Source organism: Nocardia sp. AB354 (assembly GCF_049538315.1).
GTDB classification, from domain to species: Bacteria; Actinomycetota; Actinomycetes; order Mycobacteriales; family Mycobacteriaceae; genus Nocardia; species Nocardia nova.
The window spans coordinates 73608-98062 of the sequence record NZ_JBMVFU010000027.1; the positions used below are offsets into that span (position 1 = coordinate 73608).

Consider the following 24455-nt stretch of genomic DNA (forward strand, 5'->3'; position numbering starts at 1 on the left):
CGGCCGGACAGGCACAGCAGAATCAGCGCGTCCTCGGCGATTCCGCCCTGTTCGGCCAGCTCCAGCAGATATCCCACGGCGTGCGCGGATTCGAGTGCGGTGATGATGCCCTCGGTCCGGCACAGCGTATCCAGTCCGCGCAGCGCCGCCGCGTCGGTCGCGACGGCGTGGTCGATGCGGCCGATGTCCTTGAGATGGCTCAGTTCCGGGCCCACCCCCGGATAATCCAATCCGGCCGCGATGCTGTGGGTTCGCGCGATCTGTCCCTCCTGGTCCTGCAGGACGTAGCTGAACGCGCCGTCCATCTCACCCGGTGTGCCCGCGCTGAGTGTGGCCGCGTGCTCGCCGGTGTGTAAGCCGCGGCCCCCGGCCTCCACGCCGATCAGCCGCACCTGCGCATCGCCGGTGAAGGGATGGAACATCCCGATCGCGTTACTGCCGCCGCCCACGCACGCGATGACGTGGTCGGGCAGCCGTCCCGCCGCCGCCAGCAGCTGTGCCCGGGACTCGATGCCGATCCGGCTCTGATGGTCACGCACCATCCGTGGATAGGGTGCGGGCCCGGTGGCGGTGCCGAACAGGAAATGCGTGGTTTCGGTGTGCGCCACCCAATCTCGCACCGCCTCGGTCACCGCGGCCTTCAATCGGCGATCACCGGAACGGACGGCGCGCACGTCCGCGCCGAGCAGCCGCATCCGCACGACGTTGCTCTGCTGGCGGGCCATATCGTCGGCGCCCATGTAGATCACGCACGTCAGCCCGAGCATGGCGCAGACGGTCGCCACCGCGACGCCGTGCTGCCCGGCCCCGGTTTCGGCGATGACGCGGGTCTTGCCCATCCGCACGGCCAGCAGCCCCTGCCCGAGGGCATTGTTGATCTTGTGGGCGCCCGTGTGCGTCATATCCTCGCGCTTCAGGAATACCTGCACTCCGGGGACATTCAGCGCGCGGGCCAGTCGCGGCGCCGCGTGCAGCAGGGTCGGGCGGCCGACTCGCTCCCGCAGCAACCGGTCGAGTTCGCCGTGGTATTCGGGATCCGCCCAGGCCGCTCGATGGGCGTTCTCGACGTCGGTGAGCGCCGCCATCAATCCTTCGGGAACGTAGCGGCCGCCGAACGCGCCGAATCTGCCGGGGTCCCGGATGCCGTCCCGGGTGGTGGCGTGGGTTGGCCTGTGTCCGATCACCATTCGCATCCGCGCTTTCTCCTCGCCGTCCGGCTCGGACAGTGTGTGCGATCCGCTCGCACACCTGGTCACCTGCCGGCAAAGAGTGAGTTAACAGCACGGAAGAGGTCATCGTCAGTGGTGGTAAGTCGGCGCGGTGGCGTGATCAGCGGCAGCGGAGTAGTGCCTCCCGCACGGCGCGGGCGCGCGCATCGTCTAGGACGGCGGTGCCGAGGCGGTTCATCACATAGCCGAAACCCAAACCCGTTGCGGGATCGGCGAACCCGAACGAGCCCCCGTAACCGGTGGTGCCGTACGCGCGCCTGTCGCTGCCGAAACGGAAGCTGCCACACGATTTGCGGAACCCCAGATGGTAGCGGCTGTGGGTGAGCAGCACCAGATCGTCTGCGGGCACGTCGTCGACGGTGTCGGCGGTGGCCAGCCGGTCCAGAATGCCCGGTGCGATGGGCAATTCACCGGTGCGTCCCGCCGCTGCGCCGTAGACCCGCGCCAAGGAACGCGCCGTGCCCACCCCGCCCGCGGCGGGGCTTTCGACACCGAGGAATTCGCGGCGGGTGGCACGTTCGGGTGCGCCGGTGCGGGGGCTGCTCAAGGCGCGATAGGTGAGCCCGCGCCGCAGAAACATCTGAATCGCGATGCGCAGCGGCACGTCTCGCTCGTACCGCAGCACGTCCAGGCCGGAGGTGGACGCGAGCGTGGCGATGCGATCGAGGGATTGCTCCTCCGGCAATCCGATGAAGAAGTCCAGCTCGAGCGGGCCGGCGAAGTCCTCGGCGAAGATGCGGCCCAGGGTGCGGTGCTGCGGATCGACGCGGCGGAGCAGTTCGCCCAGATACAGCCCGGCGGTGATCGGGTGATAACCCTGCCGGGTGCCCGGACTCCACAGTGGTTTCTGGTCGGCCAGGATCTCCGCGAGCCGATCCCGGTCGGCCATATCGGACAACCGCACCACCCGGTCCAGCACCGGCAGACCCGCGCGGTGGTCGAGCAGCTGCCGCACGGTGATCGATTCCTTGCCGTGTGCGGCGAATTCCGGCCAATACTGCGCGACCGGGGCCTGATAGTCGAGGACTCCGCGGGATACGGCACCCGCCACGGCGAATGCCGTCATCCCCTTCGTCGAGGAGAACACCGGAACCATGGTGTCGCGCTCCCACGGCAGCTGTTTGCGGGGATCGCGGAACCCCGCCCACAGATCCACCACCGGCCGGTCCCCGTCGTAGACCGCCACGGCCGCCCCGATCTCGCCGAACCGGGCGAAGTTGCGTCGAAACGCGTCCGCGACCGGCTCGAAACCGGTCGCCACCTCACCGTGTACCTCAGCAACCTCGCCCATAGTGCAACCGATGGTAACGGTCACCGCCGCGGCGTCGTACGGTGTCCACCCCGATCGGAAACCGATCAGGCGGCGTGGATTCGGGAGCTGTCCGCGAAGTAGTCGAGGACAGCGCGATGCCACGCCTCCGGCGCCTCGTGCATCAGCACGTGCCCCGCCGCTACCTCGACGTATTCGGCGCCCGGAATAGTCGCCGCCAGCTCGCGCGAATTGGCGGGATCGACCAGCAGATCCGCGGTCGCGGCGATGACCCGGGTCGGCACCGCGACCCGGGGCAGATCGGCGCGGGTGTCCACCCGGGCGACCAGATCCGCCTGCGCCGCCGCCCCGCCCGGGACACCGGCCGCGATCTGGGCCAGGTACTGCGAATACACCTCGTCGGGCAGGGAATTGGTGAAGGCGGCGCTGTATCCGGACAACAGGACCACCCGCGCGAACGCATCGTGGTCGCGTGCGGCGAGCGTGCCGCGCCACAGATCCAGGACGAGCCGGGCCCGATGGTCGGCCCGGGCCAGCCCGGCCGCGAGCACCAAGCCGGTGACCCGATCGGGATGACGCACGGCGGCGCGCACCGCCACCGCGGTGCCGAGCGAGAATCCGATGATCGGGAATCGCTGGGCGCCCGCCGATACCGCCTCCTCGACCAGTGCGTCGGCCAGTCCGTCGAGGGTGAGCACGGTGTCGTCGGCCGGATAGTCGGAGCCGATCACGGTATGCCGCTCGGCGAGCAGCGGGATCAGGGAGCCGAAGTTTGCCTCGATTCCGCCGCCCGCGCCGTGCGCGAGCACGACCGCGGGACCGCTGCCGGTGACCGATGTGGACAGTGAAATGTTCGTCATGGCGGCGACGTTAGGGATTGACATGAGTGTGAAGGTCAAGCCCGGGAGGGCGCAGTGCTGATCGGCGAGCTGGCGAACATCACCGGCGTCAGCACCCGCCTGCTGCGCTACTACGAGGAACAAGGGCTGCTGAGCGCCCGCCGCGACGGCAACGGTTACCGTGTCTACGCCGACGACGCACCGCAGCGGGTGCACCGCATTCGCGAGCTGCTCGCCGCCGGACTGCCGACCAGCGCCATCCGCGAACTGCTGCCGTGTGCGACCGCCACGGGCTTACAGCACTGCGATCACACCCGAAAGATCATGCGGGAGGGCCTGTCTCACCTCGACACGCAGATCGCCGAGCTGACCCGGCGTCGCACGCTGCTGGCTCGTCAGGACGAGCAACTGGTGGCCGCGCCCTATCGCAGCGACGGCCCGGCGTAGCCGCCTCCCCGCGGCCGGTGGGTTCGGAGCCTTCTCGTAGGCTCGGTGCCGTGCGAGCACTCGAACAGATTCGCGACTGGCCCGTCCGGCATGCCGCCGCGGGCGTCGTCGATGCACACGGCGTGGTCGGCACCGAGGGAGACCTCGACCGGGTGTTCGCCCTCGCGTCGGTCACGAAACCCCTTGCCGCCTACGCGGTTCTGGTGGCGGTCGAAGAAGGTGCGATCGAACTGGACCAGCCCGCCGGCCCGCCCGGCTCCACCGTGCGCCACCTGCTGGCGCATACGGCCGGACTGGCCTTCGACACCACGGTGATCATGGCCGAGCCCGGGCAGCGCCGCATCTATTCCAGCGCCGGATTCGAGGTCCTCGCCGAGTTCCTCACGCGCGAGACCGGAATCGAATTTCCCGAATATCTGCGGCAGGCGGTATTCGAGCCACTCGGAATGAAATCCTCGGTGCTGGCCGGATCAGCCGGGCACGCCGGACGCTCCACGGTGAACGATCTCCTGCGTTTCGCCGGAGAATTGCTGAACCCGATCTTGATATCCGGTGGCATGCTCGCCGCGGCGACCTCCGTGCAATTCCCGGGCGTCGGCGGAGTGCTTCCCGGATACGGATCGCAGCGCCCCAATGATTGGGGTCTGGGATTCGAGATCCGCGACCACAAGACTCCGCATTGGACGGGGGGAGCCAACTCGCCGCGAACCTACGGGCATTTCGGGCAGTCCGGCACCTTCCTGTGGGTGGATCCGGAGATCGGGGTGGCGTGTGTGGCATTGAGCGACGAGAATTTCGGCGATTGGGCCCGAGCGGTGTGGCCGACGCTCAGCGACGCCGTCATCGCCGATATCCAGCAGATTCGCGACACGGCCGAAAAGTAACAGCCGTAACATCGGGCACTCCAGTAAACTCGGGCAACGCCTGGGCTCGACGGGATGTTGGGGAAGACGTCCGACGTCGAGGCTGGAGGTGTACAGGTGCGCGCATCTGATCAGTTCGCGGATGTGACGTGTGGTGTGGTGTACATCCACGCGTCACCGGCCGCGCTGTGCCCGCACATCGAATGGACGCTTTCCTCCGCTCTGAAATCACCTGCGTCCCTGCGCTGGACCGCCCAGCCGGCCGCCGCGGGACAACTGCGCGCAACCACCGACTGGGTCGGCCCGGTCGGTACCGCGGGACGAATTGCCAAGGCGTTGCGGGATTGGCCCGTACTGCGCTTCGAGGTCACCGAGGACCCCTCCGAAGGGGTCGACGGCGAACGCTACAGTTTCGTGCCCGGCCTCGGATTGTGGACCGGCGCGATGAGCGCCAACGGCGACGTCATGGTCGGCGAGATGCGGCTGCGCGAAATCGTCCGCGCCGCCCGGGCCCGCGGCCGCCACGGCGATATCTCCGCCGACATCGATCGCGCCCTGGGCACCGCCTGGGACGACGAACTCGAACCCTTCCGCACCGGCGGCGAGGGCGCCGAGGTCACCTGGCTCCGCCGCGACGTCGGCTGAGTACCCGCATCGAGCCGGAAAGACATTACGGGTGGCCTCCGCAAGGGAGACCACCCGTAATGTGTTGGCGCCTAACGCTTTACAGCGGAATGTTCTTGTTGTGGCTGGGCTGGGCCGGGGCCGAGGCCAGCGCGGCGGCGATGGTGGACCGGGTCTTGGCCGGGTCGATGACCTCGTCCACGACGCCGAGGGACAGGGCCCGTCCGACTCCGCCGGCGATGGTCTCGTGTTCGGCGGTGAGGCGCTCGATCAGGGCCTCACGCTCCTCTTCGGGGGCCTTCGCGATGGCCTTCTTGTGCAGGATGCCGACCGCGGCCTTGGCGCCCATCACGGCCACCTCGGACTCCGGCCAGGCGTACACGGCGGTGGCGCCCAGCGAGCGGGCGTTCATCGCGATGTAGGCGCCGCCGTAGATCTTCCGGGTCACCAGCGTGACGCGCGGGACGCGAGCCTCGGCGAAGGCGTGCAGCAGCTTCGCGCCGCGGCGCACCACGCCCTCCCATTCCATGCCGACACCGGGCAGGTAGCCGGGCACGTCGGTGACGACGACCAGCGGGATGCCGAAGGAGTTGCACAGGCGCACGAAACGCGCTGCCTTCTCGGCGGATTCGCTGGTGAGGCAGCCGCCCATGCGCAGCGGGTTGTTGGCGAGGACGCCGACCGTGCGACCACCGAGGCGGCCCAGGCCGGTGACGATGCTGCGGGCGTAACCGCCCTGCATCTCCTCGAAGGAGGATTCGTCGTTGCCGTCCGGCGAGGGGATCTTGTCGAGCAGCTCGCGCACGACCGGCTTGACGTCGTAGGCGCGCTTGGCCGACTCCGGCAGCATCGCCTTGAGGTCCACATCGCCGTGCGCGGCGGCGGACAGGTCGAATTCGCCCTGTTCGGCGAACATCGAGACCAGGCGGCGGCCGCGGTGCATCGCGTCGTTCTCGTCGTCGGCGACGATATGGCACACACCGGACTTCTTGCCGTGGGTCTCGGGCCCACCGAGAGTGGCCATGTCGACGTTCTCGCCCGTGACCGACTTGACGACATCCGGTCCGGTGACGAAGACGCGGCCCTCGGGCGCCATGATCACGACGTCGGTCAGAGCGGGACCGTACGCGGCGCCGCCGGCGGCGAAGCCGACCACGACCGAAATCTGGGGGACCAGGCCCGAGGCGCGCACCATGGCCTCGAAGACGGTGCCGACCGCGTGCAGTGCCTCGACACCCTCGGCCAGGCGGGCGCCGCCCGAATGCCAGATGCCGACGACGGGGATCCGGGAATCGATGGCGGTATCGATCGCGTCCACGATGTGCTTGCACCCGTCGACACCCATGGCGCCGCCCATCACGGTGGCGTCGGAGCAGTACGCGACGGTGCGCACGCCGTCGACCTCGCCGATGGCGGCCAGCACGCCGGACTTGTCGCGGGGGTGGAGCGGAAGAACGGTTCCGGGATCGAAGAAGCGCTGCAACCGACCCAGCGGATCACGGGGATCGGTCGTGGCATCCGCCTGCGCGGGGGCCATGATGGTCATCGCGGTCTCTCCTCGATGGAATGTGGAGTCGCTGACGCGGCTGCGAAAGATGAAAAATCCCGGTGGGGCTTTTCGACGAGGGGATCTGCCTTGGCCGAAAAGCCCCACCGGGTTCGCTGAAGTTGTCGACAGTACGTTGTCGACGAGTCGGATCAGTACCGTCCGAAGGCCAGCGCCACGTTGTGGCCGCCGAAACCGAACGAGTTGTTGATCGCGTACTCGATGTCCTGGCGACGGGCCTCACCGTGCACGACATCCAGGTCGATCTCCGGGTCCTGGTTCTCCAGGTTCAGCGTGGGCGGAACGATGCCGTCGCGAATGCTGAGCACTGTGAGCACCGACTCGAGGGCACCCACGGCGCCGATCGAGTGGCCCAGGGCGGACTTGGGCGCGTAGACCGAGGCGTGCTTGCCCACGGCCCTGTAAATCGCGTTCGCTTCCGCGGTGTCCCCGATCGGGGTGGCGGTCGCGTGCGCGTTGATGTGCGTGATGTCGGACTTCGACAGTCCGGCGGTCTGCATGGCGCGCTCCATGGCGCGCGCCGCACCGGCACCCGTGGGATCCGGGGCGACCAGGTGGAAGCCGTCGGAAGTGATGCCGGCACCCAGCAGGCGAGCGTGGATGGTGGCCCCGCGTGCCTTGGCGTGCTCTTCGGTCTCGACGACCATCAGTGCACCGGCCTCGCCGAAGACGAAGCCGTCACGATCCTTGTCGAACGGCCGCGACGCGCCCTTGGGGTCGTCGTTGCGGGTGCTCATCGCGCGCATCATGGAGAACGCGGCGATCGGCACGTCGGAGATGTAGCCCTCGACACCGCCGGTGACGACCATGTCGGCGTCGCCCATGACGATCATCCGCCACGCGTTGGCGATGCCCTCGGATCCCGACGAACATGCCGAGACCGGGGTGACCACTCCCGCCTTGGCCCCCAGTTCGAGGCCCACGACAGCGGACGGCCCGTTCGGCATGACCATCTGAACGGCCAGCGGCGAGATCTTGCGGTAGCCGCCGTTCTTCAGCTTGTCCACCGAGTCGATGAGCGCGTCGCCGCCGCCGAGACCGGTGCCGATCGACACGGCCAGGCGCTCGGGGTCGACCTCGGGGCTGCCGGCGTTCTTCCACACCTCGCGCCCCAGCACCATCGCCAGCCGCTCGACATAGGCCATGCGGCGGATCTCGACCCGGCTGAGCAGGGTGTCCGGCGAAACCTTCAGGTGGCCGCCGATGCGAACCGGGAGGTCGTATTCCTCGATGAAGGAATCCTCGAGAACGTCGATGCCGCTCTCGCCGTTGAGGAGTCCCTTCCACGTCGCATCGACGTCACCCGCGATCGACGTGGTCGCCGCCATGCTGGTGACGACGACGTTCGGGAAGTTCCCGTTCAAAGTGGAAGGAGTGGTCACGGTGTCGGCCTTACTGGGCGTCGAACTTGGCCTTGAGCTCAGCGGCCGCGTCGGAGTTCTCGGCCTCGAGCTTCTGGATGTAGGAGACGGCGTCACCCACGGTCTTGAGGCTGGCAAGATCCTCGTCGGGGATCTTCACGCCGTACTTGTCCTCGGTCTGCACGGCGATCTCGACCATCGACAGCGAGTCGATGTCCAGGTCATCGACGAAAGACTTCTCGATCGTCACCTCGGAGGGCTCGATGCCGGTCACCTCTTCGATGATCTTGCCGAGCTCTTCGACGATCTGTTCCTGGGTCAGAGCGGCCACTTGGTGGCTCCCTTCTTGTTCTTTCGTTGGTCCGACGTGAATCGGAGGTCCCGATTATTTCTTCGGTACGAGGTGGACGAATGTTTCGTCCTGCTCGCTCACGGTCGCGTCACTGCGAGCCGCGAGGAAAGCTAGCCGGTTGCCGAGAGCTCGACAAACGCGGGGATGTTCTCGGGGGTCTTCAGCGCCAGATTCGGGGTGCCCTTGAGCTCCCGCTTGGCGATGCCGACCAGGGTTCCGGCCGGCGGCAACTCCGCCACCGCGGAAACCCTTGCCGCGCGAACGGTTTCGGTGCACAGATCCCACCGGACGGGCCGGGTCACCTGTGCCGCCAGCTTCTCGATGGCGTCTTTGCCCGAGTCGACCGGCTTGCCGTCGTAGTTCGACAGCAGGGTACGGGTCGGCTCACCGGGGGCCATCTGGGAGATGGCTTCGGCCACGGCGTCCTGGGCGGGTGCCATGAACGCGGTGTGGAAGGCCCCGGCGACGGGCAGCGCGCGAATCCGCGCCTTTTCCGGCGGGTTCGCGGCCAGTTCCGCCAGCGCATCCAGCCGGCCTGCCGCCACGATCTGGCCGACCGCGTTGCGGTTGGCCGGGACCAGGTCGAGTTCGGCGAGCCGGTCGAGCACGGCGGCTTCGTCGCCACCGAGCACGGCGGACATGCCGGTCGGAACCAGCGCACACGCCTTGGCCATCTCCGCACCGCGAATCGCGGCCAGTTTCACCGCGTCGTCGGGAGAGACGACACCGGCGACGGCTGCGGCGGCGAGCTCGCCGACCGAATGTCCGGCGACGATGGTATCCGCCGGGACCGCTTCGTGCGGAATCTCGGCGAAAGCCAGCAGCGCGGCAGCGACGACCAGCGGCTGGGTCACCGCGGTATCGGTGATCTCCTCCGCGGTGGCGGTGGTGCCGAGGCGGAGCAGATCCAGGCCGGAGGCCTTGGACCACAGTTCGAGGCGGTCACGCGCGCCGGGAAGATCGAGCCATGGCGCGAGCATGCCGGGTGTCTGAGAGCCCTGTCCAGGGGCGAACAACGCGATCACGCCTCTAACAAAACACTGTGAGGGGGGTCCGTGGAGATGTCGGCGCCGATGATGTTTGAGCGACGCTTTTGTGTGGACCCCACAAAACGGCACGTGGGTCGAGGCGATCGACAGCGCCCCGATGTCCGTTACAGGCGATCTTCGTAGAAAGTTGCCTGCGAGTCTTCTGAGGCAGGTGTAGACGATTCGTTACGCATTCGTGTCAAACGACCCACTGTTGCCGCGATTCGGAGCACATAGGCGTCACGAGGATTCATCGGATCCCGGCCGGTGACCTCGGCGATGCGCTTGAGCCGATAGCGGACCGTATTTGGATGAACGAACAGCTGCCGGGCGCAAGTCTCGACCGCTCCACCGCAATCGAGGTAGGCGTCGAGGGTGTCCGACAAGGCCGACCCGGCGGCGGCCAACGGTAGCACAAGATACTCGTTGAGAGCGTCGACCGCAGCCCGATCGCCGAGCAGGGCTCGCTCGGGCAGGAGTTCGGAGGCGTGCACCGGCCGCGGCGCCGCCCGCCAGCCCACCACGGCCTCCATTCCGGCCATCGCCTCCACCGCGCTGACGTGCGCCGCCGACAGCGTGCGCATGGTCGGGCCGATCACCACGGGCCCCTCGGAGAACGCCTCGGCGAGCAGATCCATCAGGAACGGCGAGGGGTAGCCGGTATCGCCGAGATTGCCGCTGACCACCATCACCAGCCGCGAACCCTGCACCACCGCGAGCGCCGCGCGGCCGTGCCGGGCGGCGACGACGTGCACCGAACTCACCACGGCCACTTGATCTTTCGGTGGTGTGCCGACCAGCACCGTCGCGGCGGCGGTGGCATCCCAGTTCAATGTGGCCGCGCGCGAGAGCATTTCGGCGCCGGTGTCACCACGCACCACGGCGTCGACCACCAGCGCCTCCAGGCGGGTGTCCCAGGCGCCGCGGGATTCGGCCGCGGAGGCGTAGACCGACGCCGCGGCGAAACCGAGTTCGCGGCCGTAGCGCAGCACCGCCTCGGTGAGTGCCACCAGCTGGCGGTCGTTGCGGGCCAGCGCCGGCAGCCACTGCTCGAAGAACTCCATCGCGACCCGGACCATGTCGACGGTCTGCCGCAAGGTCAGCCGGCGGGCCAGGTCCTGCGGAATCACCTGGAACGCGTCGAGGCTGAAACGGATATCGCTTTCCGGATCCTGCAACCACTCCAGGAAATTGACCACCGCGGTCTGCACCAGCATCTGCACGCCCGCGCGCTGGGCGGCATCCAGATCGCCGAAGAACGGTAGCCGGTCCTCCATCGAGGCGATCGCCTCGGTGGACAGCCGCCCGGAGAACTGCTTCACCCGTTTCAGCAGGGTGTCCGGCAGCGGATCGCGGGTTTGCCGATTGGGGGACAGCGCCCCGGTCGGCAGATAGACCTCGTGCTCGGACGACCCCTCGGAAACCCGGCGAGGCCGCGGCGGTTTACGTTCCACTGTTCAATATTCCGTCATCGCGCTGTCGGTCTCCGCAACCCCCCGGTAGGGGCGCGATTCGCGCCCCTACCGGAACGGTCACGCGAGCTGTTCTTCGCTGCTCATCGATTTCGGCGCGGCGTCGACGTCGTCGATGCGGTAGCGGGCCGCGGCCTGCGCGACCACCGACGGATCGACCCCGCCGGTGCGTCCCAGGGCCTCCAGCGCCGCCAGCGCGATGGATTGGGCGTCGACGTTGAACACCCGCCGCGCCGCCTGCCGGGTGTCGGAGAACCCGAATCCGTCGGTGCCCAGCGTGGTGTAGTCACCGGGGACCCATTTGCGGATCTGGTCCGGCACCGCGCGCATCCAGTCCGAGGCCGCCACGAACGGCCCCTGCGCCTGCGACAGCACTCGCGTGATGTACGGCGCGTCGGTTCCGGCATCCGGATGCCGCAGCGTGTGGATCTCCTTGGCCAGCGCCTCCCGGCGCAGCTCGCTCCACGAGGTCACCGACCACACGTCCGCCTGCACACCCCAGTCCTCGGCCAGCAGTTCCTGCGCGCGCAGGCCGTCGGGCAGCGTCACACCCGCGACCAGGATCTGGGCGCGCACGTCACCACCGCGGCCAGCCGCGTCATCGTTACTGCCGCCCCGCCGATAGAGGTAGATGCCCTTCAGCAGGCCCTCGACGTCGAGGTCGTCCGGCTCGGCCGGCTGCTGATACGGCTCGTTGTAGAGGGTGATGTAGTAGAAGACGTTCTCGCCGCCGAAGACGTCGTCCTTCATCACCGGATGGGTCCCGGGCATCTCGGAGGCGAGGGTTCCGCCCGGACCGAGCTGCGCTCGCCCGCCCCCGTACATCCGTCGCAGGCCGTCGCGCACGATGTGGGCGATCTCGAAGGCGAACGCCGGATCGTAGGCGACCACCGCCGGATTGGTGGAGGCCAGCAGCAGCGAATGGCCGTCGTTGTGCTGCAACCCCTCGCCGGTCAGCGTGGTGCGCCCGGCGGTCGCGCCGAGCACGAAACCGCGGGCCAGCTGGTCGGCGGCCGCCCACAGGCCGTCGCCGGTGCGCTGGAACCCGAACATCGAATAGAAGATGTAGAGCGGGATCATCGGCTCGCCGTGGGTGGCGTACGACGTGCCGGCCGCGGTGAACGATGCGGTCGATCCGGCTTCGTTGATGCCCTCGTGCAGAATCTGGCCCACTTGACTTTCCTTGTAGGCCAGCATCAATTCCGCGTCGACGGAGGTGTACAACTGCCCGTTGCGGTTGTAGATCTTCAACGACGGGAACCACGAGTCCATACCGAAGGTGCGGGCCTCGTCCGGGATGATCGGCACGATGCGCTTGCCGATCTCCTTGTCGCGCAAAAGTTCCTTCATCAGCCGCACGAACGCCATGGTGGTCGCGACGTTCTGCTTGCCCGAACCCTTGCGCACCGAGGCGTAGGGCGCGTCGCCGGGCAGTTGCAAAGGCTTTGCCGTCGAACGCCGTTCGGGCAGGAAGCCACCCAGGGCGCGGCGGCGGTCCAGCATGTAGCCGATCTCGTGCGAATCCATGCCCGGGTGGTAGTACGGGGGCAGATACGGATCGGCCTCGAGCTGGGCGTCGGTGATCGGAATGCGCTGCACGTCGCGGAACGCCTTCAGATCGTCGAGCGTCATCTTCTTCATCTGGTGCGTCGCGTTGCGCGCCTCGAAGTGCTTGCCCAGGCCGTAACCCTTGATGGTCTTGGCCAGGATCACCGTCGGCTTGCCCTGATGCGCCAGCGCCGCGGCGTAGGCCGCGTAGATCTTGCGGTAGTCGTGGCCACCGCGCTTGAGGTTCCAGACCTGCTGATCGGTCAGATCCTTGACCAGATCCTTGGTGCGCGGATCGCGGCCGAAGAAGTGCTCGCGCACGTAGGCGCCGTCGTTGGCCTTGTAGGTCTGGTAGTCGCCGTCCGGGGTGGAGTTCATCAGGTTGACCAGCGCGCCGTCGCGGTCGGCGCCCAGCAGCGCGTCCCACTCCCGGCCCCAGATCACCTTGATGACGTTCCAGCCGGCGCCGCGGAAGAACGACTCCAGCTCCTGGATGATCTTGCCGTTCCCGCGGACCGGGCCGTCGAGCCGCTGCAGGTTGCAGTTGATGACGAAGGTCAGATTGTCCAGACCCTCCAGCGCCGCCACATGGGCCAGGCCGCGCGATTCCGCCTCGTCCATCTCGCCGTCGCCGAGGAAGGCCCACACGTGCTGATCGGAGGTGTCCTTGATCCCGCGATCGTGCAGGTAATGGTTGAAGCGCGCCTGGTAGATGGCGTTCATCGGGCCCAAGCCCATGGAGACCGTGGGGAATTCCCAGAAATCGGGCATCAGTCGCGGGTGCGGATACGACGACAGCCCGTGGCCCGGACCGCCGTGGCTGTATTCCTGGCGGAACCCGTCGAGCTGATCCTCGGTCAGCCGGCCCTCGAGGAAGGCGCGGGCGTAGATGCCGGGGGAGGCGTGGCCCTGGATGAAGATCTGGTCGCCGCCGCCGGGATGGTTCTTGCCACGGAAGAAGTGGTTGAAGCCGACCTCGTACAGCGCCGCGGACGACGCGTAGGTCGAAATATGGCCGCCCACACCGATTCCCGGCCGTTGCGCGCGATGCACCATGACCGCGGCGTTCCAGCGGATCCAGGCGCGGTAGCGGCGCTCGACCTCTTCGTCGCCGGGGAACCACGGCTCGTTCTCGGTGGGGATGGTGTTGACGTAATCGGTGGAGGTCAACGACGGGATGGTGACGTGACGTTCACCGGCGCGCTCCAGCAGGCGCAGCATCAGATAGCGTGCGCGGCCGGGGCCCTCGCGCTCGAGCATCTCGTCGAAGGAGTCGAGCCACTCGCTCGTCTCCTCCGGGTCGATGTCCGGTAGATATGACGCCACCCCCTCGCGGATCACACGCACACGCGCACCGGCCGGGCGGGCGGGCGCCGACTGGTGGTCGGCGGAACCGTTGGCGCTCGTCGGCTCGGGGTCGGATGCAGAACTTGACGAAATCGGGTGCATCAGGTCGGTCAAAATCAATGCTCCTCGTACAGGGGGTGGACAAGCTGATGGCTCTAACCCCGGGCAGCACCGCTGGTGTGCGGGCCGTCCGTCGCTCACGGTTTGGGGCGCACCTCACATCCTTGTCGATGATGCGTCCCAGGTCATCATGTCAGCCGTAAATCCAGTACCGTTCGCTAGGCTGTGACGCTCGTTGCAGCGAACTCGCCACAAGACATTCTTTCGACTGCTCGAGAAGCGGGGAGGACGATGAAACTGCTGAACCCACGTGGGTTCGGACTGACGTGCGCGACCTTGGCGGTCGGCACCGGACTCGTGGTGGCAGGATGCTCTACCGCTGTCCACGGTACCGCGACCGTGAACCAGGCGGACGCGGCCGCGTTCCGGACCGAGATGGCAGCGTCCTCGGCCGCGGCCACCTCGTCGAAAAAGGCTGCCGCGCAGACGAAAGCCGTCGCCGACAACTGCACACCGTTCCGTGACACCACCGGTGCCGCGGTGACGAAGTACAACGACTTCGTCGACGCGCACGATGCGAACGCCCCCGACCAGGACGCCAAGCGCGATTCCGCCGCGCAGACCCTCGAGGACGCCGCGCGGACCGTGGAGGGGCGGGTCACCGCCGCCGGCGACGCGTTACCCCCGGATCTCGCGCAGAAGCTCACCGAATACGTGAACGCCGCCCGCGGTCTGGCCGGCGAATCCCGCAAGATGACCTACACCGCACCGGTCGGCACGCTCAACGACGCGAGTAAGCGAGTCAACGACGCGCTGAACGCGGTGCGGACCGCATGCCCGGCGCGATAGCCGGGAAACGGATGTCCCGGGGCCGCTCAGGGCGTTGCGAACCGCCTCTGCGGGCTTCGCCCCGGGGCATGCATCCGCGACATTTCGGAGGCTATTTGGGCGGATCGGCTTGCGTTGCGGCCGATAACCATGTTCGCTTGCAACTATCTGTTGTCGGGAGTTGAGGAGGACACCACCGTGGTCGCCGCGGCGGACGCGCAGAACTACGCTCAGAAGCTTGGCATTGCCCACGGCATGGCGGTTCAGGAGTTGGGCTGGGACGAGGACACCGCAGACGAGTTGAGGGCGTCTGTCGAGGACGCGATCGGCTCCGAGCTACTCGACGAGGACACCGACGAGGTGATCGACGTCGTACTGCTGTGGTGGCGCGACGGAGACGGGGACCTGGTCGACGAGCTGATGGATGCCATCGGTCCGCTCGCCGAGGACGGTGTCGTGTGGGTACTCACCCCCAAGACCGGTCAGCCCGGCCATGTCGACCCCAGCGAGATCGCCGAATCCGCCCCCACCGCGGGGTTGACGTCGACCACACCGGTCAGCCTCGGCACCTGGACCGGCACCAAGCTGATGCAGCCCAAGACGCCCTCGAAGCAGCGCTGATCCACCGCGTGACTATTGTTTCGCACGGGCGGCCGCCGAGTACCGGAACAGCCCGCCGTCGAAGACAGGAGGACTGCGCATGCCGCTCGAAGTGGGAACGGCCGCACCGGATTTCACGCTGAAGGATCAGAACAACCAGGATGTGAGCCTCGCCGATTACCGGGGCCACAAGAATGTCCTGATCGTCTTCTATCCGCTGGCTTTCACCGGCATCTGCCAGGGTGAGCTGTGCAAGGTGCGCGACGAACTGCCGAAGTTCCAGAACGACAACGCCGAGATCCTCGCCATCTCCGTCGGACCCCCGCCCACCCACAAGATCTGGGCGGCCGAGCAGGGCTACACCTTCCCGCTGCTGTCGGATTTCTGGCCGCACGGCGCCGTCACCCAGGCCTATGGTGTCTTCAACGACAAAACCGGCTTCCCCAACCGCGGCACCTTCGTCGTGGACAAGGACGGAATCATCCGCTTCGCCGAGATGAACGGCCCCGGAGAGCCCCGTGACCAGGCGGCTTGGGAGAAAGCGCTCACTGCACTAGATTCATGAACCGCCGCGCACGGTCCCGGTCAACCGGCCCCGCGCAGCACACCATCTTCACCGCCGCCCGGCCGGTGAAGTCCGGGCGTATAGCTCAGTGGTAGAGCACTGGTTTTACACACCAGCGGTCGGGGGTTCGAACCCCTCTGCGCCCACTCTGTCTGTGCAGGTCAGAAGGCCTGCAATGTGCCCCGCGTCGAATCCGTGGGGCTCGCGGCTCGGCACGTCGGTCTCCGAAAAATAGGTATACGCACAGGTAGTTCTACCGTCGCGATGGTGCTCGCCGGCGACGAACCTTGAGTTCGTATCTATCGGTCACGTTGCGGAGGATTCGATGTCTGCACCCGAGCTTCGGCACAGGTCCCATGCCGGCACCACGGAAGAGATCTTGATGATCCGGCGATGCGCGAAGTGTGACAAGTTGTTCGCGCCGCTCACGGCGGGGTGTTCCTCGTGTGCGTCGGATGACCTGGAACGGGTGCCGTCGTCGGGTGTGGGTTCGATCGTGTCGTGGCGGGTGGTGGACCGTGGCGGTGCTGGTGGTGCGCCGGCGCCGTCGACGGTCGCGATCGTCGAACTCGACGAGGGGCCGTGGGTCTACACCTCGCTGGAGGGGGAGGTGCCGCTGCTGTCGGATCGGCCGGTGCGGGTGCATTTCCAGCCGCGGCCGCGAGACGACAGATTTCCGGTCTTCGTGGTGTGTGCCGATCGCCGGCACCGGCAGTGCCGGCGCGAATCGGTGACTTCCGCCGCCTCCGACAGAGGAGCCCACGCGCCCCGGTGAACCGCGTTTTGCGCAGTGCTATGGCCGGGGGATCAGGTCGCAGCGCTCGGAACCAGGCCCACCAGTCCTCCGTCGACGAGCAGATCCTGGCCGGTGATGTACGACGCCTCGGACGAGGCCAGGAAGGCCACGGTGGCGGCGACGTCCTCGGCGGACCCGATCCGGCCGGCGACGATATCGCCGGCCACAGCGCTCTGCACGGCCTCGGGAAGCTCGGCCCGCAGCGCGGGGATGTCGATATATCCCGGGCTCACCGAGTTGACCCGAATTCCCTTGGCGCCCAATTCGGCAGCGAACGTGCGTGCCAGATTGTGCGCCGCGGCCTTGGTCGCCGAATACAGCGAGCCGAACGGCATGCCGCGGTGCAGTGCCCACGAGGCGTTGATCACGACGGCCGCGTCGGGGGCCAGCAGCGGAATCGCCTTCTGCACGGCGAAGAACACCCCTTTGAGGTTGACACCGATCACCCGGTCGAAATCGGCCTCGGTCACCGCCTCGGTCGGTGGAAAGAATCCGATGCCCGCATTCACGAAGAGCACGTCCAATCGGCCGTACCTGTTCCGGACGGTCTCGAAGACGGCATCGATGGCGGCGAGGTCGGTCGTGTCGCCGGCGATCGCGAGCGCCTCCGGCCCGAGTTCATCGGCGGTCGCGGCCAGCCGGCCCGGGTCGCGGCCGGTGACGATCACCCGCGCGCCCTCGTCACGCAACCGCCGCGCGGTGGCCAGTCCCATACCGCTCGTCCCGCCCGTGACCAGTGCGATCTTGCCGTCGAATCTGTTGTGTGCCATGGGAAGAAGCCTGCCGAGGGCCGGACTCGACAACCAGTGCGAGATCAACGTGGGATAACCACCACCAGGCTATGCGGGTGCGGTCGTTTGATCCCGCGTCAGCAGGCTCAGCCGCTGCTCGGTCCCGGTGCCCGGCCGGGGGTTGTACAGCACCAGATGCCAATCGGGATGGTCCGCGACGATCAACGTGGTGGTGTCGAAGAACAGTTCGCCCGCCGCCGGATGGCGCACCGCGTGCACCGCCTGCGTCGGGGCGCCCACCTCCTGCCGGGCCCACAGTTCGGCGAATTCCGCGCTGATCGTGGAGAGTTCGGTGATCACCCTGTCGAATTCGGGATCGTTCAGCGCCGCATCCGCGCGATAGGCGGCGACGACCGCCGGTGCGGCGGCGGCCCAGTGCAGGTGCATTTCCCGGTAGCTCGCGTTGGTGAAAAACGAGACGAGACAGTTGTAGTCGTCGCAGTCGTAGCCGAAGGCTATCCGTGCCCCGTCGTTGACGGCCAGGATGTTCCAGTACCGGTCACGCAGCACCGCGGGCCGCGGTGACCACACCGTGAGCAGATGCCGCAGTTCCGCGGTGACCTGTGCATCCCGATCCCGCACGGCCCGAGGCGGATTCATCCCCGCCAGCCGATACACGTGGGCCCGCTCCTACTCGGTCAATCGCAGTGCGCTCGCGATCGCGTCCAGCACTTCGGTCGACACCTTGATATCGCGCCCCTGCTCGAGCCACGTGTACCAGGACACGCCGACTGGGGTGGACCCGGCGGAGTGGGCGTACGGGTATGTGCGTATCTCCCGTGACGACAAAGACGGCGCGGAGGGGGTGCGGTTGCAGGCCAAGCATGAGGTGGCGTATGCGGAGCGGAAGGGCTTGCGGCTGGCGCGGATCTTCTGTGACAACGACATGTCGGGCGCGGATCCGAATCGTCCGGCGTTGCGGGAACTGCTCGAGTTGGTGATGCCCGGCCCGACGAAGATAGTTCTCGCTCGCGATGTGGCCCGGTTGACACGCGATTACGACTTGGGCAACGAGCTGATGAAGCTTGGTCGGGATGAGGGTGTGCGGTTCGTGTTCATGAAGGACCACGAGTACGACCTGACCACAGGCGTGGGCAGGAAGAACTTCACGGTGAAGGTGGCTGAGGCGACCGAGTACCGGGAGGTCAACACCGAGAATCTGCTGGACCGGATGACCGAGGAAGCGGAGAAGGGGGTGATGCAGGGTGGTTCGCGCCGGTTCGGGTACGGCAAAGTTGTTGGCACGCACCCTATTACGGGGGCGGAAATCCTGGATCGGCGTGCGCTACGAGCGGAGGAGGTCGCGGTACTGTGCGAGGGCCGGGATCGGGTGATCAACGGCGAGTCGCAGACAGCGATCATCACCGATTGGAACGCGCGCGGGATCACCACGTCCGAGGGCTGGCGGTGGCGGGTGGGCAAACTGTCGCAGCAGCTGCTGCTGGAGGCGTATGTGATCTACCGCGCCCAGTGGCCGGGCATCTTCACTCGTACCGAGCACGAGGCGATGCGGGCGGCGTTGATCGCGCACCGTAGCGGGAAGGATCCGCAGCGGCCCCGGCAGCGCAACGGCGAGTACTGGCTGACCGGGCTGGCTCAGTGTGGCGGGACCTGGAAAGCGGGCACCGAACGGGCGGGTGAGTATTGCGGCGGGTGGCTGGTGGGTTCACTGATCGAGCGCAAGCGCAAGCACGGCACGGTCATCCAGCGCCGCTACGGGTGCCAGGCCGTCGATTCGGCGCGGGTGCGGTGTGGGTGTGGGCGGGTGTTCCGCGACGCTGGCGCGCTGGAAATGTTCGTGGCGCAGGCGGTGATCGCCGAATACGAGAACCCGGAAATCCTGGCTCGTTTGGATCGCGGTAACGACCACGCCGGGCGGATCGCAGCGCTGCAACAGCGGATCGAGACGACGACGGGGAATCTGGACGCCGAACCCGACCGCCGCACCGAGGTGTTGACCGGCGCGCGGGACGCCGACGACTTGCGGGTTATCGAACGCACCATCGCGGGTCTGAAACAGACATTGAAAGACCTTCGCAGCGAGCAGGATTCGCTGCGGAGCACGCAAGCGTTGGCCGTGCTGGCCGACATCGGGTCCACACCGGCCGAACTACGCAAGGCGTGGGACACGAAGGGGTCGCGGTGGCGGCACGAGGCCGCCGCGCGGCTGATCGAGAAAGTCATCGTCAAACCCACGCGCGTGTATGCCACCAGGTGGATCGACCAGAACGGCAAGACGTGGCGCTTCGATGAGTCCTCGGTCGAAATCCTGTGGCGCGATCTGGGGTAGTCCGCACCGGGCTACGCGGCACGATGGCCGTGGTCGCGGTCGAATGCCTTGTACCTCGGTTGTCGGCAGACCCACCGTCGTCAAGAATTCCACGATCTCCGGTGGGCCAACGCGTGGAACCACTCTCCTGGTATCGGCTCGAGGAACAACCCCGCGCGCGGCGCGCCGTCGGAGAGGGAACTCCACATCGCGCCGCTGAATCGCCGCGGTGGCCTCACTTCGCTCGTCTCATGTGGTCGCCTCGGCGATGTCGGATCCTCGCGAGACTGCAGTGGCGTGGAAATCAGCGAGCGATAACGTCGCCGTCCGTCGGGAATACTCCGAGACCAATCCTGGCCAGTTGCTGGAAATACGACCGGAGGCGGATCTGTACCAACTCACACAACCCGCCCACGCCGAGCCGGCGAGGCGTCGCTGTATCTCGTCGTCGTAGCGCTGTTCGACCTCCGCGCGGATCTCCAGGACTGCACCTGGGTTTCGCGCCAACACCTCGACGGCTTGCCGGATGTAGCGGGCTTGCCGTTCCAGCATGTAGATGATCGAACCAGTGCCGAGGTTGGTGTTGGGGCCGTACATGAGGAACATGTTCGGAAATCCCGGAACGGTCATGCCGAGATGAGCGTGGGCGCCATCGGCCCACACGGCGCTGAGTTCGCGGCCTTCACGCCCGCGCACCGTCATCGGTCCGAGGAATTCCTGGGTGGCGAATCCGGTGCCGTAGATGATCACGTCGACCGCGTGCTCGACGCCGTCGGCGGTGCGAATACCACGTGCGGTGATCTCGGTGATGCGTTCGGTGACGACGTCGACGTTGGGCTCGGTCAGAGCGGGGTAGTAGTCGTTGGCGAACAGCACTCGCTTACAGCCGACCGGGTAGTCGGGTGTCAGCTTCTGCCGCAAGGCCGCCGAGGCCACTTGCCGTCGCAGCTGCCACCTCGCCGCGGCTTCGACCGCAGCGCTGATCCGCCGGTTACCGGTGATACCCAGCGTCCACACTTCGCCCAGGGTCCACCACAGGCCACGTTCGAGCTTTTGCAGCAGGGGCAGCCGCCGGAAAGCGGAGTGATGGATCGACCGATACTCACCGTCCGGTTTGGGCAGGATGTAGGGCGCCGAACGCTGGAACAGGGTCAACTGTGCGACCTGCGGTCGGATTCGCGGAACGAACTGGATGACGCTCGCGCCCGCGCCGATCACCGCCACCCGCCGTCCCCGCAGGTCCGCATCATGACGCCAGTGCGCCGAATGAAACGATTCGCCCTCGAACCGTTCGCGTCCTTCGATGTCGGGCATCGCCGGACGAGACAGCTGCCCTGTCGCCGGCACGAACACCCGAGCTCGTACCGAACCGCCGTCGGCGGTGGACAGGATCCATAGCCCCTCGGACTCCTCGAACCGTGCGTCTGTCACGTCCACGCCGTACCGAATCCGGTCCCGCAGGTCGGGCGTGGACGCGATACCGGTCAGGTAGCTCTCGATCTGAGCCTGACCGGCATAGCGCCGGGTCCAGTCCGGCTTCGGGGCGTAGGAGAACGAGTAGTACGGCGAGGGCACGTCGCAGGCGGCACCCGGATAGGTGTTCTCGCGCCACACCCCGCCCGCCCGAACCGCCTTCTCCAAGATCACGAAATCGCCGATGCCCGCCCGCAACAGCTCATTGGCCATCGCCAGCCCGGCGAAACCCGCACCGACTATGGCCACCGATACCGTGTCCGCCACGCTTGTTGTCCCATCTCGCATGGTCCTCGACGCTAACCACGGAGCATCGCGGGACGTAGATCCGCGCGGCCAGAAAATTGATAATTTTGGCCAAACCTTCGGCAGACTTGTAAACTCGCTGGTCATGACGGGATCTATCCCGGCCGCAGCGGTTTCCACTCACGATTTTCCCCGGTCGGCTGCCAGCGTCGCCCTGATGTCCCAGTTCGCCCGCGACCACGGACTCACCCTCGAGCAGACACTCGACGGCTCAGGACTCACCGCGGCCCACCTCGCCGACCCTCACGCGCACGTTTCCGCCGCGCAGGAACTCGCCGTCGCGACCAATCTGGCCACCGCGCTCACCGAGGAAGACCACCCTGGGCTCGACCTCGGCCGCAGATACCGCACCACCACATTCGGCATCTTCGGATTCGCCTGCCTGGCCAGTCCCACCCTGGGCGAGGCCCTGTCGTTTTTCCTTCGCTACTTCGACCTGACCTTCGCTTTCTGCGTTCCCCGAGTTGAAGTGTCCGAGGCCGAGGTAATCGTGCGACTCGACGACAGCGCCCTCACACCACCGGCACGACAATTCCTCCTCGATCGCGACGCAGCGGCCATCCTCACCGTGATCGAAGACCTCTTCCCCGGCCAGTTCTCACCAACGCGCGTCGAGATCCGCCGCCCACGACCGGCCTCGCCTACCTCCTTCGAGGAACTGTTCCACCAGCTACCGATCTTCGACCGGCCCGAGAACATCGTGGCGTTCGACCCGCGCCTGCTCACCCAGCCACTTCCTCGAGCCGATCCACGCACCCTCGCCCAATCCGAAGAGCAGTGCCGGCAACTGGTCACCGCACGCCGACACCGCCACGGCATCGCGGCACAAGTCAGAGACCTGCTCACCCACGTCGACCTGGGCACGGCCGGGCCCGACGAGGTCGCTCGCGCACTCCACCTCAGCACCCGAACCATGCGACGACGATTCGGCGAAGCGGGCACCAGCTACCAGATCCTGCGCGACGAGGTTCGCGAAACACTCGCCGAACAAATGCTCAGCACCGGCGCGTTGTCGGTACACGACGTGGCCATCCGCCTCGGCTACGCCGAATCCGCGAGCTTCATCCACGCATTCAAACGCTGGAAGGGATTGACCCCCAAGCAATTCCAGATCACCTCCACCGCTGGCTCGCAACAACACCACCCACTTCGACACGCGGCTAGCACGAGCCGAGAGTGAACATCGACAGCCGGGAGGCATCGGCGTCATAGATCGACGCCGGATCCTCGTGCGAGGACTGCAGCGGCGTCAGTCCGCCCTGTGCCTCGATCGTGTGGACCTCGTTCCATCACCGGATACAGTCCAGCACCTCGCCCACGAACGCCTCGAACCTCCACACGGGCTGATCGGGATCACAGCGGGTTCACACAGCTGCGCGGCACAGCGTGGTTGTCCTGTGGATTCAGTTGTTGAGCTGTTCGGAAAGGTCCCACAGGTGGCGGGCGTTCTCGGGGTCCAGGGCGTAGGCGGCGACTCCGGCGGCATCGATTCCGGCGGCGGTCGGGTTGTCGGGGTCGGCTTCTCGGCAGTTCTCGAAGTAGCGGCCGACGGTCCCGGCGAGTTCGGGTGAGGTCGCGACATAGACGCTGGTGGCTGCGCCTTGGGCGAGGGTTTTGAAGGTGTATCGGTGCGAGTTTCGAAGCTGGTCCACTGTGGCTCTGTCGTAGTGACGCACGAGGTTGGAGTCGAGGATGGCGCCGGGATGCACGGCATTGGCTTCGATGCCGTCCTCGGCCCAGCGGCGTGCGGCTTCGACAGCGAAGAGCACGTTGGCGGTCTTGGATTGCGCGTAGGCCAAGGCCGGGTCGTAGGCGCGCGCCCGGAAGTCGATGTCGTCGAAGACGACGGGCGAGTTCAGGTGTGCCCTCGAGCTGACCGAAACGACGCGGGCGCCGCCAGCTGCTCGCAATGCGGGCAGGAGCGCGGTGGCGAGTCGGAAGTGTCCGAGGTGGTTGGTGGCGAACTGCATCTCGTGGCCTTCGGGACTGTGACGCAGGTCGGGGATGGCCATGACGCCCGCGTTGTCGACGAGGATGTGCAGCGGTCTGGCGATGGTGGCGACCGCGAGCGAGTCGATCGAAGCACGGTCGAGGAGGTCGAGGTGGGCGATGTGAACGTTGTCGTTGCCGGTGCCGGCGCGGATGTCGTCCGCAGCAGCGGCGGCGGCGGTGAGATCGCGTGCGGCGAGGATGGTTTCGGCGCCCGCGGCAGCCAGCGCGCGGGCGGTTTCGACGCCGATACCGCTCGCCGCGCCGGTGACCAAGGCTCGGCGCCCGGTGAGATCGACGCCGTCGATGACCTCGGCGGCGGTCGAATGCCAGTCGAATCGAGACGTGGCCGGTGTGGTGTTCACGTGGTCTCCTTCGGGTTGACGCGGTCGATCAATGGTCGGATCAGGGTGGCGATCTCGGCTGCTTCGTCGAGATCGCCCTGCTCGCGAGCGGCCCAGTAGCGAACTTTGAGTTCGAGGTAGCGGCGACGCAGCTCGAGCGTTTCGATCTCCTCGGCCAGGCGCTGTGCGTGGGCCTGGAACAAGGCTTTCTGCTCTCCTGCAGCATCGTCGCCGCGCTGTCGACCGGTGAGGTAGCGGCGCATGTCGGCGACCGACATGCCGACCGCGCGGAGGTTGCCGAGCGTGTCGAGAGTGTCGATGTCGTCCTCGGTGTAGCGGCGATGACCACTGGAACGATCACGTTCGACGGAACGAACGAGCCCGATCCGTTCCCAGTACCGCAGGGTGCTCTCCGGCAGGCCTGTCAGCGCCGATGCTTGTGCGATCGTCCACTGTTGCTCGGTCACGCTCCGAGTATCGAGGACCT

General features: G+C 67.0%; 22 protein-coding genes, 1 tRNA gene and 1 pseudogene. 10 read left to right on the plus strand and 14 right to left on the minus strand.

Going from position 1 to position 24455, the window contains the following annotated elements; genetic code table 11:
* Positions 1-56: 56 nt before the first annotated feature.
* The 3 genes and pseudogenes from trpB to ACPCUW_RS29545 all read right to left on the minus strand — a co-directional run.
* Positions 57-1193 (minus strand): annotated as a pseudogene (gene trpB / locus ACPCUW_RS29535) (tryptophan synthase subunit beta); the annotation flags it as partial.
* 136 nt (positions 1194-1329) lie between these two features.
* Complete coding sequence (locus ACPCUW_RS29540; protein ID WP_423428469.1) at positions 1330-2520, minus strand: serine hydrolase domain-containing protein; 1191 nt, start codon at positions 2518-2520, stop codon at positions 1330-1332.
* A gap of 65 nt (positions 2521-2585) precedes the next feature.
* Entirely contained in the window at positions 2586-3359 is a 774-nt protein-coding gene (locus tag ACPCUW_RS29545; RefSeq protein ID WP_423428471.1) for an alpha/beta fold hydrolase, read from the minus strand.
* A 54-nt stretch (positions 3360-3413) separates the two neighbouring features.
* On the opposite strand from ACPCUW_RS29545, the gene ACPCUW_RS29550 reads away from it, so the two are divergent.
* The 3 genes from ACPCUW_RS29550 (at position 3414) to ACPCUW_RS29560 (ending at position 5293) form a co-directional block, all read left to right on the plus strand.
* Positions 3414-3785 carry a MerR family transcriptional regulator gene (locus ACPCUW_RS29550; RefSeq protein WP_423428472.1) on the plus strand — a complete coding sequence of 124 codons (372 nt, stop codon included), beginning with the start codon at positions 3414-3416 and terminating at the stop codon, positions 3783-3785.
* A gap of 50 nt (positions 3786-3835) precedes the next feature.
* A complete protein-coding gene (locus ACPCUW_RS29555) occupies positions 3836-4669 on the plus strand; it encodes a serine hydrolase domain-containing protein (RefSeq protein WP_423428473.1) in 834 nt (277 codons plus the stop codon).
* Positions 4670-4765: 96 nt separating this feature from the next.
* Positions 4766-5293, plus strand: coding sequence for a DUF3145 domain-containing protein (locus ACPCUW_RS29560; RefSeq protein ID WP_423428475.1), 528 nt, complete (start codon positions 4766-4768; stop codon positions 5291-5293).
* 79 nt (positions 5294-5372) lie between these two features.
* Here the strand turns inward: ACPCUW_RS29560 and ACPCUW_RS29565 are convergent, their stop codons facing one another.
* From ACPCUW_RS29565 to aceE, 6 genes are all read right to left on the minus strand, one after another.
* Entirely contained in the window at positions 5373-6818 is a 1446-nt protein-coding gene (locus ACPCUW_RS29565; RefSeq protein ID WP_063011312.1) for an acyl-CoA carboxylase subunit beta, read from the minus strand.
* 152 nt (positions 6819-6970) lie between these two features.
* Positions 6971-8221, minus strand: coding sequence for a KasA/KasB family beta-ketoacyl-ACP synthase (locus tag ACPCUW_RS29570; protein ID WP_063011310.1), 1251 nt, complete (start codon positions 8219-8221; stop codon positions 6971-6973).
* Between the two features lie 10 nt (positions 8222-8231).
* Positions 8232-8531, minus strand: a complete 300-nt coding sequence (gene acpM, locus ACPCUW_RS29575; RefSeq protein WP_030518485.1) for a meromycolate extension acyl carrier protein AcpM — start codon at positions 8529-8531, stop codon at positions 8232-8234.
* Positions 8532-8662: 131 nt separating this feature from the next.
* Positions 8663-9577 (minus strand): ACP S-malonyltransferase, encoded by a 915-nt coding sequence (locus tag ACPCUW_RS29580; RefSeq protein WP_423428478.1) that lies wholly within the window; start codon positions 9575-9577, stop codon positions 8663-8665.
* A gap of 128 nt (positions 9578-9705) precedes the next feature.
* The gene (locus ACPCUW_RS29585; protein ID WP_063011308.1) at positions 9706-11034 is read right to left on the minus strand and encodes a PucR family transcriptional regulator; all 1329 of its coding nucleotides are present in this window, start codon (positions 11032-11034) and stop codon (positions 9706-9708) included.
* A gap of 78 nt (positions 11035-11112) precedes the next feature.
* A complete protein-coding gene (gene aceE, locus ACPCUW_RS29590) occupies positions 11113-14061 on the minus strand; it encodes a pyruvate dehydrogenase (acetyl-transferring), homodimeric type (protein ID WP_423428480.1) in 2949 nt (982 codons plus the stop codon).
* A gap of 237 nt (positions 14062-14298) precedes the next feature.
* Here aceE and ACPCUW_RS29595 point away from each other — a divergent pair, with 237 nt between their 5' ends.
* From ACPCUW_RS29595 to ACPCUW_RS29615, 5 genes are all read left to right on the plus strand, one after another.
* Positions 14299-14856, plus strand: coding sequence for a hypothetical protein (locus ACPCUW_RS29595; protein ID WP_064902389.1), 558 nt, complete (start codon positions 14299-14301; stop codon positions 14854-14856).
* A 177-nt stretch (positions 14857-15033) separates the two neighbouring features.
* Positions 15034-15456 (plus strand): DUF3052 domain-containing protein, encoded by a 423-nt coding sequence (locus tag ACPCUW_RS29600; protein ID WP_030518770.1) that lies wholly within the window; start codon positions 15034-15036, stop codon positions 15454-15456.
* A gap of 79 nt (positions 15457-15535) precedes the next feature.
* Positions 15536-16000: a peroxiredoxin gene (locus tag ACPCUW_RS29605; protein ID WP_062999484.1), complete on the plus strand. Its 465-nt coding sequence runs from the start codon at positions 15536-15538 to the stop codon at positions 15998-16000.
* A 74-nt stretch (positions 16001-16074) separates the two neighbouring features.
* A tRNA-Val gene (locus ACPCUW_RS29610) sits at positions 16075-16146 on the plus strand.
* 179 nt (positions 16147-16325) lie between these two features.
* The gene (locus ACPCUW_RS29615) at positions 16326-16775 is read left to right on the plus strand and encodes a Zn-ribbon domain-containing OB-fold protein (protein WP_423428481.1); all 450 of its coding nucleotides are present in this window, start codon (positions 16326-16328) and stop codon (positions 16773-16775) included.
* Between the two features lie 32 nt (positions 16776-16807).
* Here ACPCUW_RS29615 and ACPCUW_RS29620 read toward each other — a convergent pair whose 3' ends face one another.
* The gene (locus tag ACPCUW_RS29620; RefSeq protein ID WP_423428482.1) at positions 16808-17566 is read right to left on the minus strand and encodes an SDR family oxidoreductase; all 759 of its coding nucleotides are present in this window, start codon (positions 17564-17566) and stop codon (positions 16808-16810) included.
* Between the two features lie 69 nt (positions 17567-17635).
* Entirely contained in the window at positions 17636-18097 is a 462-nt protein-coding gene (locus ACPCUW_RS29625) for a hypothetical protein (RefSeq protein WP_423428483.1), read from the minus strand.
* Here ACPCUW_RS29625 and ACPCUW_RS29630 point away from each other — a divergent pair.
* The gene (locus tag ACPCUW_RS29630; RefSeq protein WP_423428484.1) at positions 18072-19877 is read left to right on the plus strand and encodes a recombinase family protein; all 1806 of its coding nucleotides are present in this window, start codon (positions 18072-18074) and stop codon (positions 19875-19877) included. The genes ACPCUW_RS29625 and ACPCUW_RS29630 overlap by 26 nt on opposite strands.
* Positions 19878-20105: 228 nt before the next feature.
* On the opposite strand, the gene ACPCUW_RS29635 is transcribed toward ACPCUW_RS29630, so the two are convergent.
* Complete coding sequence (locus tag ACPCUW_RS29635; protein WP_423428485.1) at positions 20106-21722, minus strand: flavin-containing monooxygenase; 1617 nt, start codon at positions 21720-21722, stop codon at positions 20106-20108.
* A 70-nt stretch (positions 21723-21792) separates the two neighbouring features.
* Here ACPCUW_RS29635 and ACPCUW_RS29640 point away from each other — a divergent pair, with 70 nt between their 5' ends.
* A complete protein-coding gene (locus ACPCUW_RS29640; RefSeq protein ID WP_423428487.1) occupies positions 21793-22815 on the plus strand; it encodes an AraC family transcriptional regulator in 1023 nt (340 codons plus the stop codon).
* Between the two features lie 223 nt (positions 22816-23038).
* On the opposite strand, the gene ACPCUW_RS29645 is transcribed toward ACPCUW_RS29640, so the two are convergent.
* Both ACPCUW_RS29645 and ACPCUW_RS29650 read right to left on the minus strand, forming a co-directional pair.
* Positions 23039-23989: an SDR family NAD(P)-dependent oxidoreductase gene (locus tag ACPCUW_RS29645; RefSeq protein WP_423428489.1), complete on the minus strand. Its 951-nt coding sequence runs from the start codon at positions 23987-23989 to the stop codon at positions 23039-23041.
* Positions 23986-24435 carry a MerR family transcriptional regulator gene (locus ACPCUW_RS29650; RefSeq protein ID WP_423428491.1) on the minus strand — a complete coding sequence of 150 codons (450 nt, stop codon included), beginning with the start codon at positions 24433-24435 and terminating at the stop codon, positions 23986-23988. The genes ACPCUW_RS29645 and ACPCUW_RS29650 overlap by 4 nt, the downstream gene beginning before the upstream one ends.
* Positions 24436-24455 lie beyond the last annotated feature (20 nt).

What these genes read in the sequence shown, in the direction of transcription:
- ACPCUW_RS29540 (WP_423428469.1), bottom strand. Translation starts at nt 2,520, where the DNA reads ATGGGCGAGGTTGCTGAGGTACACGGTGAGGTGGCGACCGGTTTCGAG.
- ACPCUW_RS29545 (WP_423428471.1), bottom strand. Translation starts at nt 3,359, where the DNA reads ATGACGAACATTTCACTGTCCACATCGGTCACCGGCAGCGGTCCCGCG.
- ACPCUW_RS29565 (WP_063011312.1), bottom strand. Translation starts at nt 6,818, where the DNA reads ATGACCATCATGGCCCCCGCGCAGGCGGATGCCACGACCGATCCCCGT.
- ACPCUW_RS29595 (WP_064902389.1), top strand. Translation starts at nt 14,299, where the DNA reads ATGAAACTGCTGAACCCACGTGGGTTCGGACTGACGTGCGCGACCTTG.
- ACPCUW_RS29605 (WP_062999484.1), top strand. Translation starts at nt 15,536, where the DNA reads ATGCCGCTCGAAGTGGGAACGGCCGCACCGGATTTCACGCTGAAGGAT.
- ACPCUW_RS29615 (WP_423428481.1), top strand. Translation starts at nt 16,326, where the DNA reads ATGTCTGCACCCGAGCTTCGGCACAGGTCCCATGCCGGCACCACGGAA.
- ACPCUW_RS29620 (WP_423428482.1), bottom strand. Translation starts at nt 17,566, where the DNA reads ATGGCACACAACAGATTCGACGGCAAGATCGCACTGGTCACGGGCGGG.
- ACPCUW_RS29630 (WP_423428484.1), top strand. Translation starts at nt 18,072, where the DNA reads ATGTTCCAGTACCGGTCACGCAGCACCGCGGGCCGCGGTGACCACACC.
- ACPCUW_RS29635 (WP_423428485.1), bottom strand. Translation starts at nt 21,722, where the DNA reads ATGACCAGCGAGTTTACAAGTCTGCCGAAGGTTTGGCCAAAATTATCA.
- ACPCUW_RS29640 (WP_423428487.1), top strand. Translation starts at nt 21,793, where the DNA reads ATGTCCCAGTTCGCCCGCGACCACGGACTCACCCTCGAGCAGACACTC.